This is a genomic window from Myxococcus sp. CA005 (assembly GCF_006518205.1).
Taxonomy (GTDB): domain Bacteria; phylum Myxococcota; class Myxococcia; order Myxococcales; family Myxococcaceae; genus Myxococcus; species Myxococcus xanthus.
This window is the reverse complement of sequence record NZ_SRLV01000002.1, coordinates 159,388-177,159: the sequence shown is the minus strand read 5'-3', so window position 1 is coordinate 177,159 and position 17,772 is coordinate 159,388. Positions and strand designations below refer to the sequence as shown.

Sequence of the window (17,772 nt, the reverse complement as noted above, 5' to 3'; positions counted from 1 at the left end):
CCGCTTCGCTGTTGAGTAGAGGGCGGCGACCCTGAGCGGTGTGTTGCTCCGGCGACCCATGTCCCCGGGCGGCCGCCATTCGAAAAACGGCTGCGTACAGTGCGGAGCCCATGCGAGCTCCGATGTGCCGCCGCCCTTCCGCCGCGAGACGCGCCGTGGTCCTGGCCACGGCGTGGGTACTCGGTTGTGGGCGCTCGCCTTCCTTCGGGGAGCGCGAGCCCTTCATCCCCCGGGACAGCGCGGAGGTCCTGGCGCGCGTGCCGGCTGTCGGTGTGGATGCGCGCGCCCGCGAGCGTGCCGCGCTTCGCAAGGCCCTGGCCGGGCACGCCGGACAGTTGGACATGGCGCTGCGCCTGGCGCGGTTGGAAGTCGAGGCAAGCCGCGTGTTGGGAGAGCCTCGCTACCTGGGGCGCGCACAGGCGGTGCTGCGTCCGTGGTGGGAGCTGGCCACGCCGCCGCTTGGTGTGCGGCTGGTACGCGCCACCTTCCACCACGCGCGGCGCGACTTTCCGGCGGCCTTGGAGGACCTGGACGCGGTGGTGAAGGAGGACCCCGGCAACGTCGACGCGTGGTTGCTGCGCGCGGAGGTGTTGGGGATTCGAGGCGAGCATGCCGAGGCGGCCCACAGCTGCGCGAGGCTCACCGCGTTGACTTCTTCGTTGACGGTCGCGGTGTGCGAGGCCCGGGTACGAAGCCTCGCGGGCCATTCGCGCAAGGCGCACGCGCTCCTGTCGGAGGCGCTGCGGCGCAGCGAGCGCAGTCAGGAGTCACGCACGCGTGCACTGGCCACGCTGGCGGAGGCCGCCGCGCTGGCGGGGGATGCCGGTCTGGCGGAGCGTTACTTCCTCCGGGCAATCTCGCTGGATTCGAAGGACTACGCCGCACGCGCGGCCTACGCGGACCTGCTGCTGGACGCGGGCCGCGCGCGGGAGGCGGCCGTCGTGGTGATGGACCACACGCAGGACGACCGGTTGCTCCTGCGCCACGCGTTGGCGGAGAACGCGCTCCGGTCGTCTCGCGCGCCCGAAGTCGCCCACGCCTTGTCCCGCAGGTTCGAGGAGAGCCGCCTGCGGGGGGACAGTCTCCTCGCGCGCGAGGAGGCCCGCTTCGCGCTCCAGGTGGAGAAGGCGCCGGAGAAGGCACTCCGGCTGGCGCAGGCCGTGTGGGCGTCACAGCGTGAGCCATGGGACGTGCGGCTGTTGATTGAAGCCGCGCTGGCCGCGGGCAGACCGGAGGCGGCCCGGCCCGCGCTGGACTTCCTTCAAGCTTCGGGCTGCGAGGACCCGGGGCTCGTCTTCCTGGCCGAGCGCGTGCGGAGTCTGCTGCCATGAGCCGCGTTGCCCTGCTGTCGCTCCTGCTGGTCTCCCTGTCCGCCCAGGCGCAAAAGCCGAGCGACAGCTACCTGCGACTGACCGAGGCGGACGGCCAAGGCGTCTCCGGCCGGTGGGACGTGTCGCTCCAGGACCTGGACGACGTCCTCGGGTTGGACGCGGGCGGAGACGGCGCCATCACCTGGGGCGAGGTGCTGGCGCGCGAGGCCGACATCCGGAGCTATGTGCTCGGCCGGCTGGTGCTCGGGTCGGAAGGTGCACCCTGTGCGCTCGTTTCCCAGGGCGGGCTGCACATCAGGCAGCACTCGGACGGGGCCTATGCGGTGGTGGACTTCGACGCGCGCTGCACCGGCTCCGCCGCGCGGTTGGACGTGGACTACACGCTGCTGTTCGACCACGACCCGCTTCACCGGGGCATCGTGCGCGTGGGCGCGCGCGAGCCGCTCATCTTCTCCGTGTCCCAGCACTTCGCGCGGGTGCACCTGCGGGACGAGTCTCCCTGGCGCACCGCGGAGCGCATGACGGTGGAGGGGGCGTTGCACGTCGTGACTCGGCCCGACCACCTGCTCTTTCTCTTCGCGCTGCTGCTGCCCTCGGTCCTGCGCCGTGACGTGGACGGGCGGTGGGTGGCCGTCTCGGGTTTCGGCACGGCGTTGTGGGACGTGGTGAAGGTGGTGTCCGCCTTCACGGTGGCGCACGCGCTGACGTTGGTCGCCGCCACGCTGGGCTGGGCATCCCTGCCGCCGCGCTTCGTGTCGATCGCCTTCGCGCTGGGCATCCTGGTGGCGGCGCTCGACAACGTTCGCCCGTTGGGGTGGGGGACTCGCTGGACGGTGGCCTTCGTGCTGGGGCTGCTGCACGGCTTCGGCTTCGCGTCGGTGCTGGCGGGGATGGGGCTGTCCGCGGGAAGCCTCGCGCTGGCGCTGCTGGGCTTCAACCTGGGCGTGGAGCTGGGACAGGTGGCCTTCGTGGCCGCGTTGCTGCCCCTGGCTTTCGTCTTGCGCAAGGCGCCGCTCTACCGCCGCGCGGTCGTCGTGGGCGGCTCGGTGGCCATCGCGCTGCTGGCGTGTCTCTGGTTGGCGGAGCGCGCCCTGGGCCTGGGCGTGTCGGTTACCTGACACGCGGGAGCGCCGTGTGCTCCGCCCGCGTGTCAGCGGTGGGGCCGCATGGCCGCGTCAGACGACTGTGACTCTGTACTTGTCCTTGTCCTCCGCCCGGTTGTGGGCGGTGACAGCGGCGACGATGTGGCACACCCAGCCCAGGCACCCACCCGTGCCAATCCAGAAGCCTGGGGTGATGATGAGCCAGAACAGGCCCCGAAGCAGGTCCCCGTTGTAGATCTGTCCCACGCCAGGGATGAGAAAAGACAGCAGGGCTGCGATTGCGGGACGCGACATGGTTCGGGTGACCTCCGTGTCTTCCCCTACGGGCGAGTTCCGAAGCCATTGCACTTCGCCTATCGGTTCCTGGACGGTTGCCTTCCAGTCAACCGGGGGGCAGGTGCAATACCGGCGGTGCCCCGGCTAGCATGCCCTTCATGGATACCCGCCGGGTCGGCGGGCGGGTGTCGGGGGGATGGGTCATCTTCGGGCTGCTCCAAGCCAGTGTACGTGGAGTCCGAGGCCGGCATCTGCTGGAGATGCTGGGGCTGGTCGTCGTGTACCTCCTCGCGGGGGCCCTGGGGCTGCAGGTGGCCATCGTGGGCAACATCAGCCCGGCCTGGCCTCCGGCGGGGGTGTCCCTGGCGGCGCTGCTCGTGCTGGGGGTGTCACGCTGGCCCGGCGTCTTCGTGGGCGCGTCGGTCATTTCGGTCCTGGGGGATGTGCCCGTTGTGGCCTCGCTCGGCGTGGGCGTGGGCAGCACGCTGGCGGCCGTGCTCGGCGTGGGCCTTCTGCGGTGGTTGGGTTTCGACAAGGGGCTGGAGCGGATCCGCGATGTCGTCGCGCTGTGCGCGGGAGCGGGCGCGCTGTGCCTGGGCGTGAGCGCATGGGCGGGCGTGGCGAGCCTCGTGCTGGGTGGGCGGCTTCCCTCAACGTCCCTGGCCGCGGCGAGGCGGCGAGGCGGTGGTGCTCGCGGGGCTCACCACCGTGCTGGGCGGCGCCATCTTCTTCGTGCCGGACCTGCCGCACAGCGCGGCGCACGCGGCCGCCTTCCTCCTCTTCCCCATGTCCGCCTGGGCCGCGCTTCGCTTCGGTCCTCGGGGCGCGGCGGCGGCCACGCTGTGCATCGCCGCCGCTTCCATCGTGGGCACCGCGCGGGGGCAGGGGCCCTTCGCCACGGATGACCTGACGCAGGACTTGTTGGTGTTGCAGCTCTTCATCGCCGCCAACGCCGTCACCGGGCTGCTGCTGGCGGCGGCGAGCACCGAGCGTCAGCGCGCCATCGGCCAGCTCCAACTGCTGGGCACCTCCGTGCGGAGCGTGCACGAAGGCGTCCTCATCGCGGAGGTCCGCGCGGGAGGCGCGCTGCGCACCGTGTTCGCGAACCAGGCGCTGTGCTCGCTCCTGGGATACCGGCTGGAGGAACTGGTGGGCCAGGACCCGTGCTCGCTCTATGGCGCGCAGGAGCCGGAGTTCCGTCAGCGCACGCGGCAGTCACTGTTCGCGGGCGAGCCGGTGTTCGCGGAGGTGAAGCTGGCGCACAAGCAGGGCGACCTCGTGTGGAGCGAGGTGCTGCTGTCCCCGGTGCGGGCCACGGGCGAGGACATCACCCATTTCGTGGCCACCCACCGCGACATTTCCGCGACCAAGGAGCTCCAGGCCCGCCTGGTGGCGGCCGAACGTGTGGCGGCGGTGGGGACGCTCGCGGCCGGTGTGGGGCACGAAATCAACAACCCGCTGGCCTACCTGGTGCTGAACCTGGAGGCCGCCGAGCGCGGATTGAGCCAGGGCGGCATGTCGGGCATGCGCGACGCGATGGCCAACATGCGGGGTGCGTTGGAAGGCGCCGAGCGCATCCGCCTCATCGTCCGGGACCTCCAGGTGTTCAGCCGCCAGGGGAACCAGGACCCGGGGCTGGTGGACCTCAACGCGCTGGTGCCGCCCGCGGTGCGCATCATCAGCCACGCGCTGCGCCACCGCGCGCGGTTGGTGGAGGAGTTCGGTCCGGTGCCGCGCGTGTCGGGGAGCGAGGCGCGCCTGGGACAGGTGCTGCTCAACCTGTTGGTGAATGCGATGCAGGCCATCCCGGAGGGCAACCCATCCATGAACGAGGTGCGCGTGCGCACCAGCACGGATGCCTCCGGCCGGGCCCGCGTGGACGTGGTGGACAGCGGCGCGGGGATTCCCGCGCACGTGCTGCCGCGCATCTTCGAGGCCTTCTACACCACCAAGTCCAGCGGCGAGGGCACGGGGCTGGGGCTCGCCATCTGCCAGCAGATTGTCCGCGCGCACGGGGGCGAGCTGGAGGTCCGCAGCGAGCCGGGCCGGGGCTCCGTCTTCAGTGTGCTGTTGCCGCCCGCGCGCGTGCAGGCATCCACGCCGCCGCGGCCGTTGCCCCGCGCCAGTCTGCCTCAGCCCTCCGCGGCCCGGCGGGGCCGGGTGCTGGTGGTGGATGATGAGCCGCGCCTCGCGCAGTCCATGCGGCTGCTGCTGGAGCCGTTCCACGACGTCGTCACCACCACGCGGGGCAGCGAGGCGCTGGCGCTGGTGGACGCGGGCCACCGCTTCGACGTCATCCTGTGTGACTTGCAGATGCCGGAGACGGACGGCGCCGCCGTCTACCAGCATCTATGCGCCCACGCGCCGGACCAGGCCGCGCGGGTGGTGTTCATCTCCGGCGGTGCCTATACGCCGGAGTCCCGCGCGTTCATCGACACCGTGCCCACCCGCGTCTTGGAGAAGCCCGTTCGGCCGGACCTGCTCATGACCACGGTGGCCGCGGCCCTGACGGCAGTGGACGCGATGGGGCCGGAGCCGCGCGTGGATGAGGCGTCGCCCGTGGCGGCCGTTGGCGGCGTGCGGCACTGAGGCCTGCGCGCGCTCCGGGCCGCGTGCTCACGTGGTGGCCTCCACCCGCGATAGCGCGTCCCGGATGGCGGCGCACAGCGCGGCCCGCTCCGTGAAGAGCGCGGTGACGTGCCCGGCGTCCACCCAGCGCAGCTCGCTTCGGGGCCAGTGCGCGTGCAGCGCGAGCGTTTCATCACCGGGCACGAACCCGTCACGTCGGCAGGCCACCAGGACGGCCGCTTCGGGCTGCCTCGGAGGCGGGAAGCGCGCGAGGTTCGCCAGGTCGAAAATCCGTCCCAGCCGACTCCGGGCCTGCTCCGCGTCGCGCCGGGGGCCATCCAGCAATGCAAAGGCAATGGACCAGGACAGCAGCCCCTGCGTGAAGACGGGGACGGGAGACGCTCCAGCCGCGAGCGCCGCCACGGCGAGCGGCTCCGGGACGACGGCCGCCGTCAGCGCCGCCATGTAGCCGCCCATGCTGTAGCCCGCCACGCCCAGGCGCGCATGGCCCTCACTCCGCAGCCACGCGAGCAGCGCGCGGGCCTCGTCGACCATGCCCAGGTTCATCAAGACGTGGTCGCTGACGGTGCGCAGCGCGCCGCCCTTCTGCCCCACGGGACGGCGCAGGCCGTAATAGGGGTTCTCCAGCAGGAACAGGTCGATGCCTTCCCGCGCGAGCGGCGCGTACATGCGCTCTCGCAGGGAGAAGCCCTCCTCACGGGACGCAGCGAGCACGACGCAGGCGCCGCGTGAGGGCCCTTGCCCCGCGCTCAGCCACCGGACATGGGCCGTGCGCGCTGCCGCGTCGAGCCGGGCCAGCGGAGACGGAAAGGTGCCATCCCGGACCTGGAGACCGCGTTGGAGCCGGGGCGCGCTCCACTCGGGCGCGATGGGCGGAGGCCGTTGCTGGAACGGCGCGGCCGCCGCGACCTCTTCGAGGAACTGCTCATCACCCCAGCCCTGGGAGAAGAGCCGGGCGCGGCGGGACAGGCCCGCGAAGAGGACGTCCACCGGATGGGTTCGCAGCACCCGCGCCATCCTATGCCCCCGCCCTTGACGCCGCGACCTGTTTAATCAAATGATTAAATCAATGGATTCATTCAAGGGGTTCTTCCAGTCGCTGCCCCGGGTGGGAGCCTGGTTCCGCCAGGGGGACGTCCAGCCCGAGGAAATCCAGGTGTTCTGGCGGCACATGCAGCGGTGCTTCCCCACGGACGCGGTGTGCAGTCACACGAGCCCCGCGCGGCTCTTCCCGCGCGCTGGCGTGGCCCCGGGGCATTGTCTCCACCTGCCTTTCGAGGTGGGCGTGCCCCGGGCCGGGTGGGACTTGTGGCGTCAGGTGGTCGCGTGCACGCACGCGGTCCAGCACGTGCTCCAGTTCGAAGAGGACGGCCTGGAGGTGTCCCTCGCTTCTTCCGCCGCGCGTGCCCGGAGTGAGGCCGAAGCGCTGCGGTGCGACTTGGAGCTGCACTTCTGGCGCCACGGCACCACGCCGCCGCTTTGGAGTCTGGCCTGGCGGCTGCGCGCGCAGGGCTGTCACGCGGAGGACATCGCGGGGGCGGTGCATGTCCTCGCTTTGTCCGCCGCATCCATCCGGCAGGGGGCCGTGGAGAACGAGGCCTCGCACGTGGCTCTCCAGTGGTTGGAAGCGCACGTGCCCCATTTGCGGTGGGACCGGGCGTATCATTCCCGGGCGCGTTAGGAATGCGGCTGGGGGGAGCCGGGCTTATCACTGCAAGGTGCCCCCCATGACCGCTCAAGAACGCATCGAGCGTGCCGCCAGCGCGCTGAAGGTCTTCCCCCTCCCGTCGGCGGTGCTGTTCCCGCACACCGTCATTCCGCTGCACATCTTCGAGCCGCGCTACCGGGCCCTCGTCCGGGACGCACTCGCGGGCGACCGCGTCCTGGCGCTGTCCCAGCTCGAGCCCGGTTGGGAAGGCAACTATGGGGGCCGGCCGCCCATGCTGCCCATGATGTGCGCGGGCGTCATCGTCTGGGACGAACAGGTGGAGGAGGGGCGCTACAACATCCTCCTCCAGGGCGTGAGCCGCATCCGCATGACGTCCGAGCTGACGACGGAAAAGGCCTACCGGGAGGTGCTCGCGGAGGTGCTGCCGGACGTGCCCTACGAGGGCCCCGAGGAGGAGCAGTTGCGGCAGGCCGTCTTCGAGCTGGCCGGCCGCGTCCCGCCGTCCTTCGCGGAGAACCTGCTGCCGGTGGCCGCGCGGGCCCAGGGCGGCATGCTCGCGGACGTGGTGGCCTCCGCCGTCATCCCGGAGCCGGAGCGGCGGCAGGAACTGCTGGCGGAGCTGGACGTGCGCAAGCGCCTGGAAGGCGTGCTGGAGGACGTGGGGGCGCTCATCGGCAGGCTCCAGCCCCTGCGGCCCACCGGCCCCTTGAACTGAGCGGGTTGCGCTTGCCTTGTCCGGCGGGCCGCGCATTGCTGCGCGCCGGACGCGTCATCGAAAGGGACGGGAGCAACCATGCGGCTCGTGAAGCTCGGGCTTGCCAGTGTGAACACCACCGTGGGGTCCTTCACCCGGAACACGGACAAGGCGCTGGCGTTGGCGGGGAAGATGGCGGCGGAGGGCGTCACGCTGGGCGTCTTCCAGGAGCAGCTCATCGCGGGCTACCCGGCCGAGGACATGGTGCAGTGGCAGGGCTTCATGGACCGCCAGTGGCCGGAGCTGGAGCGGTTCGCGCGTGAGACGGCGCCCTTGCCCACCGTCTTCGTGGTGGGCGTGGGCGTGGCCCATCAGGGCCTGCGCCTCAACTGCGCGGCGGTGGTGGCCGGTGGCCGCATCCTGGGCCTGGTCCCCAAGGAGAAGCTGCCCACCTACAGCGTCTTCTACGAGGCGCGCACCTTCGGCCGCGGTCAGCCGGGCATGGCGGAGGTCCACCGGGGCGTGCCGCTGGGGGACTACCTGTTCCACTTCGACTTCGGCGTGGTGGCCCCGGAGGTGTGCGAGGACATCTGGAGCGCGGACGGCCCCATGCGGCGGCGCACGTACTCCGGCGCGGAGCTGGTGGTGAACCTGTCCGCGTCGCCCTTCCGGCTGGGCTTCGTGGAGACGCGGCGCGAGCTCATCGCCACCCGCGCGGCGGACCACCAGTGCACCATTGCCTACAGCAACGCGGTGGGCAGCAACGACGGCCTCATCTTCGACGGCGGCGGCTTCCTCAACCAGAACGGCCGCCACGTCATGGAGACGCCGCGCTTCCAGGAAGGCTACACGGCGGCGGTGGTGGACCTGGACCGCACCCTGCGCCTGCGCGCCGAGGCCACCACCTGGCGCGTGGACCGCGAGTCATGGCTGGCGCAAGGCGGCCAGGCGGTGCCGGTGCTGGACTGCACACAGGTGGTGCATACGAAGCGCGACGCGCTGACGTTCCCGGTGCCTCCCCACCGCAGCTTCTTCCTGCCGTCTCCGGACACGCGCCGCACCGCGCGGGATGCGCTGTGCGAGGACATCCTCGACGCGCTCTCCCTGGGCGTGGGCGACTACTTCGAGAAGACGCGCGCCTTCAAGGTGCTGGGCATCGCGCTGTCGGGGGGACGGGACTCGCTGCTGACGCTGCTCATCGCGCACCGCTACGCGAAGCGCGCGCGGCCGGAGAACCCCGGTTCGCTCATCCAGGCGTTCTACATGCCCAGCCGTTACTCCAGCGACGCCACGCGCGACGCGGCGGAGACGATTGCGCGCGAGCTGGGCGTGGCCTTCCAGGTGGTGTCCATCGACGAGGCCTTCGAGCGCGAGCGCGCCGTCGCGAAGACGATGCTGGGTGGCAAGGACGTCACGCCGATTACCGAGCAGAACATCCAGGCCCGCCTGCGCGCCCAGCGCATGTGGAACTGGAGCAACTCCTGCGGCGGACTCTTCCTGCAGACGGGCAACATGAGCGAGAAGTCCGTGGGCTACACCACCATCGGGGGTGACCTCATGGGCGCGCTGGCCGTCATCGCCAACGTCCCGAAGACGGTGGTGATGTACCTGCTTGACTACCTCCAGGACACCACGGGCTACGAGGGCATCCGCAAGGTGCTCGCCAAGCCCGCGGGGCCGGAGCTGGCGCATGACCAGGTGGGCGAAGAGGAGTTGATGCCCTTCCCCATCCTCGACGCCTGCTTCTACCTGTACGGCAGTGAGAAGCTGACGCCCGCCGAAATCCTCCAGGCGCTCACCGCCATGTTCCCGGAGGTGCCGTCATCCCGCCTGAGCGGCTACGTGGAGAAGTTCGTCCGCCTCTTCCAGCAGTCTATCTACAAGTGGGTGCAGTCACCGCTGTCGCTCCACATCGGCAACCTGGACCTGGACCGGGAGCGCGCGTTGCAACTGCCCGTCGTCACCGGCACGGAGTGGATGCGGCAGGGGTAGCACGCTGCCATCCGCTGCCCGCATCGCGCAGGTGTGGGCAGTCCTCCACGCCCGGTGGCCTGCTCCCCGGGCAATTACCCCCAGGTGTGAGTGCCGCCTCCGCGCCTTGCCGGACGTCGCGCGGGAAACAACCTTCATGTCTGCCACTCGACGACGGAGGCATGGATGAAAGCGAAGATTCTGGCGGGCGCCGTTGCGGCGCTCATGTACGGAGGCGTTGCTGTTGCCGATGACGGCGACTGCCCGCCACCGCAGGCCAGCACCAGCCAGAGCCAGCAGGGCACGATGGTGGCCCAGGCACAGCAGGAAGACCCGGGCGGTGATGACCTGCTGCAGGAGGACGACACCATCATCCTGGAGACGGAGCCCGTTCCCGGCGTCTCCGGTCAGCAGTCGCAGGACAGCATGGGCATGGGCGGCAGTGGCCAGGAGGGCATGGACGACGCGGCCCTCGGCGGCAGCGGCCAGCAGCCCTCGAACGCGCAGGGCGAGGTCTACATGAACGTGCCCGTCCGCTGCGAGCCGGTGGGCCAGCAGGGCATGGGCGGAAGCGGCCGGGAGTCCATGACGCCGCCTCCCGCCGCGCCCCAGGGCACGCATGACAGCGAGCAGCTCGTGGTGCCGCCGGCGCCGCCGTTGGGCACGGGCGGCAGCGGGCAGCCTTCCTCGGAGCCTGTCTACCCGGAGCCGGAGTCCGCGTACCCGCCCCCGAAGGGCGGCACGGGCGGTAGCGGCATCGCCACGACGCCGCCTCCCTCCAACTTCCAGCCGTCGGCCGAGCGCGCCGAGCCGATGAAGGTGGAGAAGCACGAGGACAAGAACAAAATCAAAGGCCTCTCGGTGATGCTGGGCGGTGGTGTGGAGGGCTACACCGGCGCGCTGGCTCCGCAGCTCAGCCCCGGTGCCACCGCGGGCGTTCGCGCGTCCATCAAGCCGTCCAAGGTGCTGGGCCTCGAGCTGGGCTACACGGGCGCGCTGAACAACATCCGCCGCGGGGAGACGGGCGCGAGCGGGCCGGACCTCGTGCGTAACGGTGGTCAGGCCGTCCTGACGCTGGGCATCACCCCCACGGCGTGGCAGCCGTACCTGCTGGGGGGCATCGGCATCAACGACTACAACTTCCGGGGCGGTGAGTCCCTGGGGTACCACGACGACACCGTGGGCAACGTGCCCGCGGGCGTGGGTCTGCGAGGCCACGTCGGTCACTTCGTCGTGGACGCGCGCGCCAACTACAACTTCCTCTTCGACAAGGACTTCGCCCCGGGCATCGACCGGGGCGGCGATGACTTCCAGGGAGGCGGCAGCTACCAGGGCACGGTCAGCGTCGGCGGTACCTTCTGACGCGAAGACGAAGCCCCAGGTGGTTCGAGCTTGAATCGGCGGCGCGGTGCCCGGTAGCGAACGGGCCCGCGCCGCCGTGCTTTCCAGGGGGGCACGGGCGCCGAGGTCGCGCTAAGGTGCCGTCCTTTCACGCGGTCAGAGGAGCGTTGGATGGGTTTGAATGTGGAAGACGTGAAGGTGGGCACCGGCACGGAGGCAACGGCCGGCAAGTCCGTTACCGTGCACTACGTGGGGACGCTGACCAGCGGCTCCAAGTTCGATAGCAGCCGGGACCGGGGCCAGGGCTTCACGTTCCGCCTGGGCGCCGGGCAGGTCATCGAGGGTTGGGACAAGGGCGTGGCCGGTATGAAGGTGGGCGGCGTGCGCAAGCTCACCATCCCGCCGGAGATGGGATATGGCGCGCGAGGGTTCCCGCCCGTTATTCCCCCCAACTCCACCCTGCTGTTCGAGGTGGAGCTCCTGGACGTTCGTTGAAAGCGAGGACCTGATGGCGGCGGTCGAAATCACCAAGGACAACTTCAAGGAGACGGTGTCCAAAGAGGGCATCGTCATCCTGGACTGGTGGGCGTCGTGGTGCGGCCCCTGCCGTGCCTTCGCACCCATCTTCGAGCAGACCTCGAACAATCATCCGGACATTGTCTTCGGGAAGATTGATACGGATGCCCAGCAGGAGCTGTCCGGGGCGTTCGAGATTCGCTCCATTCCCACGCTCATGGTGTTTCGTGACGGGATTCTCCTGTTCGAGCAGCCCGGAGCGCTGCCGGCCGCCGCGCTGGAGGACCTGCTCAAGCAGGTGAAGGCCCTGGACATGGAGCAGGTCCGCAAGGAAGTCGCCGCCAAGCGCGGTGAGCCGCCGCAGGCCTGACGGCTGCTACCAGGTGCCGGGTGGGGGGCCGGTGGCATGTTCGCCGCCGGCCACCCGCTGCGTTTCAGGGCCCGTGCATCGGGGGTGCTGGAACGTGAGGGCCCCGGGGTGTGTTGTTGGAGCGTGGCTCGCATCGGTCATGCCCGGATGGGTCGGCCAGCGGGGCTGCGTATTCCCACCTCACACCTGGATTCGATGCCGCCTTCCGTTATTCGAGACGCCCCGGGTGAGGATGCGCCGCGTGCGCGCGTCCTCCTGGTGGACGACACGCCCGCCAACCTGCTGTCCCTGGAAGCCATCCTGGAGCCGCTTGGCCAGGAGCTGGTGCTGGCCCGCTCCGGCGAGGAGGCGCTGCGCGAGCTGCTGCGAGGAGAGTTCGCCTGCATCCTCATGGACGTGCAGATGCCAGGGCTGAATGGGTTGGAGACGGCGCATCTCATCCGGGCGCGTGAGCGCACGCGCTACCTGCCCATCCTCTTCATCACGGCGTTGAGCCGCGAGGCGGCCTTCGTCACCCGGGGCTATGCCCAGGGGGCGGTGGACTACCTGCTCAAGCCCGTGGACCCGGACATCCTGCGCGCCAAGGTGCAGGTCTTCGTGGCGCTGTACCTGCGCGGCGAGGAGGTGAAGCGGCAGGCGGTGGAGCTCGCGGAGCGGCGCCGGTCCGAGGAAGCGGCGCAGCGGGCCTCCGAACTGGAGCAGCAGCTCATGGGCATCGTCGGCCACGACATCCGCACGCCCCTCTCCGTCGTGTTGACGACGGCGAAGAGTCAGCTCGCCAGTGGCGCGTTGGAGCCGGCGCAGCAGAAGGCGTTCGAGCGAGTGGCGCGCAGCGGCGAGCGCATCCAGCACATCGTGGACCTGCTCACGGACTTCACCCGCTCGCGGCTGGGGGGCGGCATCCCCGTCATACCTCGGGCGGGCGACCTCAACGAGCTGTGCCGCGAGGTGGTGGACGAGCTGCAGGTGGCCAGGCCGGGCCGCACCATCCGGTGCGACTTCTCACGCGACAGTCTGCACGGCGTCTGGGACCTGGAGCGCATGGGGCAGGTGGTGGCCAACCTGTTGGACAACGCCTTGAAGTACAGCCCGGAGCCGTCCGCCGTCTGCCTTGCCACCTGGGAGAAGCCGGACGCCGTCTTCCTGGAGGTCCACAACGAGGGCGCGCCCATTCCTCCCTCGCTGCTGCCGCACCTGTTCGAGCCCTTCCAACGGGGCGAGGACTCGCGTGAGCGGGCCCGCACCAGCCTGGGCCTGGGGCTCTACATCGCCCGGGCCGTCGTGGAGGCGCACCGGGGGCGGCTGACCGTCCGTTCCTCGGAAGCCGATGGCACGACCTTCCGGCTCTGCCTGCCCCGGCGGGCGGACGCGCGGCTGCCTGCCGGCGGCGCGAGCGACGCGGGGACCTCTCCCGCGCCCATGACGGCGTGACACGCCGTCACTTCACCACGGTGCAGACGCCGCCGCCGTTGAGGTGGGCCTGATCCACCACGCTCTGGGTGATGAACTCCTGGAGCGTGCGCACGTCGAACGCGCCAGGCTGGTAGATGACGGGCTGGCCCTGGGCGTCGCGCAGCTCGTTGCCGTCGCGGCCCCGGAGGTCGGTGAGCTCCTGCGTGGCGAGCCCCCCGGGGGTGATGACGTGGTCCTCGCCCGCGGTGGCGGCGATGGCCTCGAAGCGCAACTGCACGCCCCGGTGCGTGCCCAGCCGGTCGTAGAACATGTGCTCGGCGTGGATGGTGACCTCGGGCCGGGCCACGGAGCCCTCGGGGACGATGATGCCCTGCGTTCCGTCCGCGCCGTTGATGCAGTTGTTCATCAGTGCGTTGACGGGGAAGCCCATGCGGAAGCGCAGCACGGGCTCGCCCTGCTTCGTCGCGTGGCCTTCCACGAAATAGCTGAAGCCACGCTCGCGCATCATCGCGAGGTCCTCCGCGGAGACCTGTCCGTCCGCCAGCTCGGTGCGGGCTTCGGGCGGGCTCACCCGGAAGCCCACGTCCCAGCGGCCCGCCGGAACGCCCGTCAATTCCACCAGGGGGATGTCGCCTTTCTGCACGTCCACCAGCACGTGGCGGCTGCTGCGGTGGGTTTCGCCAGAAGCGGAGGTGAGGGTGACGTCGCCCAGCGACACCAGGTAGCGGGTGAACTGGATGGACCAGCCATCCTGGAAGAGCGTGTCCGGGAGTCCACGCTGCGTGCCATCACCCCCACTCATCGAGACCTGGACGTCGCCCGTGGCCACGTTGTCACAGGCCGTGCCCGCCAGGCCCCACACCACCAGGGTCGCGCACCACCACTTCCGGGACTTCCGCCGCTCCGTGTTCATGCAATAGATGGTTAATTGCAACATGGTTGCGAGTCAATCAGGTCGTGGTGTATCTGGGGTGTGGATGCAACCCGGATGCATGAGTTCCGCCCCAGGGCGGGCCGCTCCGGAACCTAGTGAGGTCATCACCCGTGTGGATTCCGACTCTGGTGCTCTGCGTGCTGAGCGCCACGGGCGAGTTGCCTGTGACGCCACCCGTTCCGCTGGATGCGCCTGGGCCCGTGCTGCCCACGGAGGTGCCTCCGCCCGAGGTGCCCGCCACCGTCCTGCTGCGGCTCACCATCGACCGCATGGGCGAGGTGTCCCAGGTGGAGGTGCGGCAGTCCGCTGGCGTGGCGTTTGATCGCGCCGCGATGAGTGCCGCGCTGCGCTGGCGCTTCCAACCGGCACGGCGCGGCGAAGAAGCCATCGACGTGCGGGTGGATGTGCCCGTCACCTTCGTGCCGCCGGTGCATGGCCACCACATCGAGCCCGTGGCTTCCGGACATGACGGGGCGGATGCGCCTCCGGGCGTGGCGGCGGCGCACGGTTCGGGAGATGCGCGTGCCCCAGGTGGCGCCTCGTCGGGGACGGAAAGCCCGCAAGCCGCGTCGGCGGGGACGAGCCGGGGCGCCTCTGGAACGGAGCACTCGGCGCTTCTCGGGCCCGTGGCGCAGCAGCCACCATTCTTCTCCACCACGGTTCGTGGCGCCTCCCAGGCACCGCCGCCGGTCGCCGTGGGCGACTTCCACATTCCGGTGGGACAGCTCGCGGACGTGCCGCGTCGCTCCGCGTCGGACCTGATGTTGCTGGCGCCCGGCGTCATGCTGGCCAACCACGGCGGCGAGGGCCACGCGGAGAGCATCTACATCCGAGGCTTCGACGCGGGAGAGGGCAAGGACGTGGAGCTGCGCCTCAACGGCGTCCCGCTCAACGAGGTGTCCCACGCGCACGGTCACGGCTACGCGGACACGTATTTCATCATCCCAGAGCTGGTGGAGTCGCTGCGCGTCACCGAGGGGCCCTATGACCCATCCCAAGGCGACTTCGGCGTGGCGGGCACGGTGGAGTACCAGCTGGGGCTGGCGCGGCGCGGACTCACCGCGTCCCTCTCCACGGGCAGCTACGCCGCGCGGCGGCTGTCCCTGCTCTGGGGGCCGCCAGAGGCCAGTGAAGCCACCTTCGTGGGACTGCTGCTGCGTCAGGGCCACGGCTTCGGCCCCAACCGCTCCTACGCCAACGCGGGCATCATGGCGCAGGTGGAGCTGCGCGTCGGCGACGAGTCACGGCTGCGCTTGTTCGGCACCAGCTATGGCTCGCGCTTCGCATCGCCGGGCGTGGTGCGGGAGACGGACGTGGTGGACTCCCGGATGCCGTGCGCTCCAGATTCGGACTCGCAGTTCTTCTGTTCCTACGACCCCAACCAGGGCGGGGCGGGGCAGCGCCACATCCTCTCCGCTGAACTCCAGTCACGGCTGAAGCGCGGCGGGCGCTTCGTCCAGCAGGGCTACGTCATCCTGCGGCAGACGCGCATCCGCGACAACTTCACGGGCTTCCTGCTGGACACCACCCCACCGGACGGAGAGCGCCAGCGCGGTGACAACACGGAAGGGTACTACCGCGGCTCCACCATGGGCCTGCGGGGCCGCTACACCCCGGGACTGACGCTGTTAGGACAGCCGCAGCCACTGGAGCTCGGCTACGTGGCCCGTTACGACGACGTGCGCACGCGCTCGCGCCGGCTGAGGGACAGCGGTGGTGTGCCCTACGCCACCGTCTTCGACAACCAGGTCCGCACCACGAACCTCGGGGCCTACGCCTCGTTGCGAGCTGCCCCCGTGTCGTGGCTCACCCTGCGCGGCGGCGTGCGCCTGGACACCTTCCTCTTCGGCGTGGACGACCACAACCGGCCCACCGAGGACCGCGATGGTCCCCGCCTCCCCGACGAGTCCCTGGAGGCCTACGGCTTCTTCGCCAGCCCTCGTGCCTCCGCCGAGATTCGCCTGACGCCTCGCCTCACCTGGCTCACCAGCGCGGGTCTGGGCGCGCGCTCCAGCGACGCCGCCGCGCTGTCCGACGCGGAGCTGGCGCCCTACGCCCGCGTGGCCTCGGGTGAGACGGGGCTGGGCTGGCGGCTGGACGGGCCGCTGGCGCTGGAGGCACGCGGCGCCTTCTTCGCCACGCGCGTGTCGCAGGACTTCGTGTTCGACGAGACGGTGGGCCGCAACCAGCCGGTGGGCGCATCGCAGCGGTTGGGCGCCTTCGTCAGCGCGCGCGGGACGCTGCGGGACCAGGTGGACATCCAGGCCTCGCTGGCCTGGGCGCGCGCCACGCTGCCGGTGTCCGGGGCCTCGGCGTGGAAGCTGTGGGACGGGACGGTGATGCCCTACATCCCGGAGTTGCTGGGCCGCGTGGATGCGTCGCTGCGAGGCACCACCCTCGTAGCGGGTCAGCAGGTGGACTGGAACGTGGCCCTGGGACACAGCGCCATCGGCCCCCGGCCCCTGCCGCTGGACCGCTACAGCGCGCCCATCTTCCTGTTCGACGTGGGCACACGGGCCCGGTGGAAGGCGGTGGAGGTGGGCCTGTCGGTGGAGAACCTGCTCGACACGCGCTGGCGCGAGTCGGAGTTCAACTACGTGTCCAACTTCCGCGGTCCGGATGCGCCCCCATCGCTGATGGCCACCCGTCACTTCACCGCGGGCGCGCCCCGCACCTTCATGGGCACGCTCACCCTGCACCTGGACCTCCAGGAGGACTCGCCATGACGTCCCCGCTGCACACCACCCGCCGCGCCTTCACGTGGATGTTGGGCACCGCGCTCGTGGGAGGCGCGTCCGCGTGTGGTCTCTCCGGCACGGGAGGCCGCGGCGTCATCTTCCGCATGGGCCTGCGCACCGCGAAGGCACCCGGGGAGGAATCGCCCGGCGAGTTCACCACCGACACGGGCTGGCGCATCCGCCTTTCGTCCGGGGTGATGGTGCTGGGGCCCATCTACATCTTCGAGAATGCCTCGCCGCTGGAGCCCACGGCCTCGGCGCCGCGCGTCCTGCAACGGCTGGGACAGTGGTTGCTGCCCACCGCGCACGCCCACGACGGGCACTTCTTCTCCGGCGGCACGGTGCTGGGCGAGTGGGACCGTGAGGTGGTGTTCGACCTGCTGGAGGAGGCGGGCGAGGTGCGGGAGCTGGGGCGCTCGCCGGGCATCGCCGGGCTGGCGCGCTCCTTCTCGCTGCTGCTCCAGCCGCCGTCCCGGGCCCTGGGCGCGGAAGGGGCGGCGCTGGGAGGCCGGTCGATGATTCTGGAAGGAACCGCCTCCCGGCAGGAGACGCACGTCCCGTTCCGGATGGCCCTGGACTTCCCTCCGCCCGTCGAGCTGCAACGCGTGGACTTCGTGCCCATCGCGGCGGAGCTCGATGAGGGCGGCCGCTTCGTCGTGGAGGTGCAGCCCCACCGCTGGTTCGATGGCGCGCACTTCGACCGCGTGACGGTGCCCGAGGGCGGCGGGGTGGTGGACCTGACGCCCGACACGCAGGTGTACCGGGCGCTGACGCTCAACGTGCGCCGCTACACGGCCTTCGCCGGGACGTGGGAGCCCGCCTGACGC

Annotated in this window: 16 protein-coding genes; 13 read left to right on the top strand and 3 right to left on the bottom strand. The window is 70.6% G+C overall.

The window, feature by feature from the left end:
* The first annotated feature begins 110 nt into the window (after positions 1-110).
* The gene (locus FMQ63_RS01715; RefSeq protein WP_011556783.1) at positions 111-1,331 is read left to right on the top strand and encodes a hypothetical protein; all 1,221 of its coding nucleotides are present in this window, start codon (positions 111-113) and stop codon (positions 1,329-1,331) included.
* Positions 1,328-2,449 (top strand): HupE/UreJ family protein, encoded by a 1,122-nt coding sequence (locus tag FMQ63_RS01710; protein ID WP_011556782.1) that lies wholly within the window; start codon positions 1,328-1,330, stop codon positions 2,447-2,449. The genes FMQ63_RS01715 and FMQ63_RS01710 overlap by 4 nt, the downstream gene beginning before the upstream one ends.
* A gap of 57 nt (positions 2,450-2,506) precedes the next feature.
* Here the strand turns inward: FMQ63_RS01710 and FMQ63_RS01705 are convergent, their stop codons facing one another.
* Complete coding sequence (locus FMQ63_RS01705; RefSeq protein WP_026114050.1) at positions 2,507-2,728, bottom strand: hypothetical protein; 222 nt, start codon at positions 2,726-2,728, stop codon at positions 2,507-2,509.
* A gap of 140 nt (positions 2,729-2,868) precedes the next feature.
* On the opposite strand from FMQ63_RS01705, the gene FMQ63_RS38625 reads away from it, so the two are divergent.
* Positions 2,869-3,615, top strand: a complete 747-nt coding sequence (locus tag FMQ63_RS38625) for an MASE1 domain-containing protein (RefSeq protein ID WP_368667199.1) — start codon at positions 2,869-2,871, stop codon at positions 3,613-3,615.
* Positions 3,497-5,299, top strand: a complete 1,803-nt coding sequence (locus FMQ63_RS01700) for an ATP-binding protein (RefSeq protein WP_368667198.1) — start codon at positions 3,497-3,499, stop codon at positions 5,297-5,299. The genes FMQ63_RS38625 and FMQ63_RS01700 overlap by 119 nt, the downstream gene beginning before the upstream one ends.
* Before the next feature lie 27 nt (positions 5,300-5,326).
* Here the strand turns inward: FMQ63_RS01700 and FMQ63_RS01695 are convergent, their stop codons facing one another.
* Positions 5,327-6,316 (bottom strand): alpha/beta hydrolase family protein, encoded by a 990-nt coding sequence (locus FMQ63_RS01695; protein WP_011556779.1) that lies wholly within the window; start codon positions 6,314-6,316, stop codon positions 5,327-5,329.
* Positions 6,317-6,368: 52 nt separating this feature from the next.
* Between FMQ63_RS01695 and FMQ63_RS01690 the strand changes: the two genes are divergently transcribed.
* From FMQ63_RS01690 to FMQ63_RS01660, 7 genes are all read left to right on the top strand, one after another.
* Positions 6,369-6,980 carry a hypothetical protein gene (locus FMQ63_RS01690; RefSeq protein WP_020477970.1) on the top strand — a complete coding sequence of 204 codons (612 nt, stop codon included), beginning with the start codon at positions 6,369-6,371 and terminating at the stop codon, positions 6,978-6,980.
* Positions 6,981-7,026: 46 nt separating this feature from the next.
* Positions 7,027-7,683 (top strand): LON peptidase substrate-binding domain-containing protein, encoded by a 657-nt coding sequence (locus FMQ63_RS01685; protein WP_026114049.1) that lies wholly within the window; start codon positions 7,027-7,029, stop codon positions 7,681-7,683.
* A 78-nt stretch (positions 7,684-7,761) separates the two neighbouring features.
* On the top strand, positions 7,762-9,654 hold the full coding sequence (gene nadE / locus FMQ63_RS01680) for an NAD(+) synthase (RefSeq protein WP_011556776.1): 1,893 nt from the start codon (positions 7,762-7,764) through the stop codon (positions 9,652-9,654).
* A gap of 90 nt (positions 9,655-9,744) precedes the next feature.
* Positions 9,745-10,995 carry a hypothetical protein gene (locus FMQ63_RS01675; protein WP_011556775.1) on the top strand — a complete coding sequence of 417 codons (1,251 nt, stop codon included), beginning with the start codon at positions 9,745-9,747 and terminating at the stop codon, positions 10,993-10,995.
* A 150-nt stretch (positions 10,996-11,145) separates the two neighbouring features.
* Entirely contained in the window at positions 11,146-11,469 is a 324-nt protein-coding gene (locus tag FMQ63_RS01670; protein ID WP_011556774.1) for an FKBP-type peptidyl-prolyl cis-trans isomerase, read from the top strand.
* Positions 11,470-11,482: 13 nt separating this feature from the next.
* Entirely contained in the window at positions 11,483-11,860 is a 378-nt protein-coding gene (gene trxA, locus FMQ63_RS01665) for a thioredoxin (protein ID WP_011556773.1), read from the top strand.
* A 195-nt stretch (positions 11,861-12,055) separates the two neighbouring features.
* Positions 12,056-13,291, top strand: coding sequence for a hybrid sensor histidine kinase/response regulator (locus FMQ63_RS01660; RefSeq protein WP_043612490.1), 1,236 nt, complete (start codon positions 12,056-12,058; stop codon positions 13,289-13,291).
* Positions 13,292-13,298: 7 nt separating this feature from the next.
* On the opposite strand, the gene FMQ63_RS01655 is transcribed toward FMQ63_RS01660, so the two are convergent.
* The gene (locus FMQ63_RS01655; protein ID WP_225909598.1) at positions 13,299-14,186 is read right to left on the bottom strand and encodes a hypothetical protein; all 888 of its coding nucleotides are present in this window, start codon (positions 14,184-14,186) and stop codon (positions 13,299-13,301) included.
* 116 nt (positions 14,187-14,302) lie between these two features.
* Here FMQ63_RS01655 and FMQ63_RS01650 point away from each other — a divergent pair, with 116 nt between their 5' ends.
* Together FMQ63_RS01650 and FMQ63_RS01645 are read left to right on the top strand one after the other, a co-directional pair.
* Positions 14,303-16,933, top strand: a complete 2,631-nt coding sequence (locus FMQ63_RS01650; RefSeq protein ID WP_011556770.1) for a TonB family protein — start codon at positions 14,303-14,305, stop codon at positions 16,931-16,933.
* Positions 16,930-17,769 carry a hypothetical protein gene (locus tag FMQ63_RS01645; protein ID WP_011556769.1) on the top strand — a complete coding sequence of 280 codons (840 nt, stop codon included), beginning with the start codon at positions 16,930-16,932 and terminating at the stop codon, positions 17,767-17,769. The genes FMQ63_RS01650 and FMQ63_RS01645 overlap by 4 nt, the downstream gene beginning before the upstream one ends.
* Positions 17,770-17,772 lie beyond the last annotated feature (3 nt).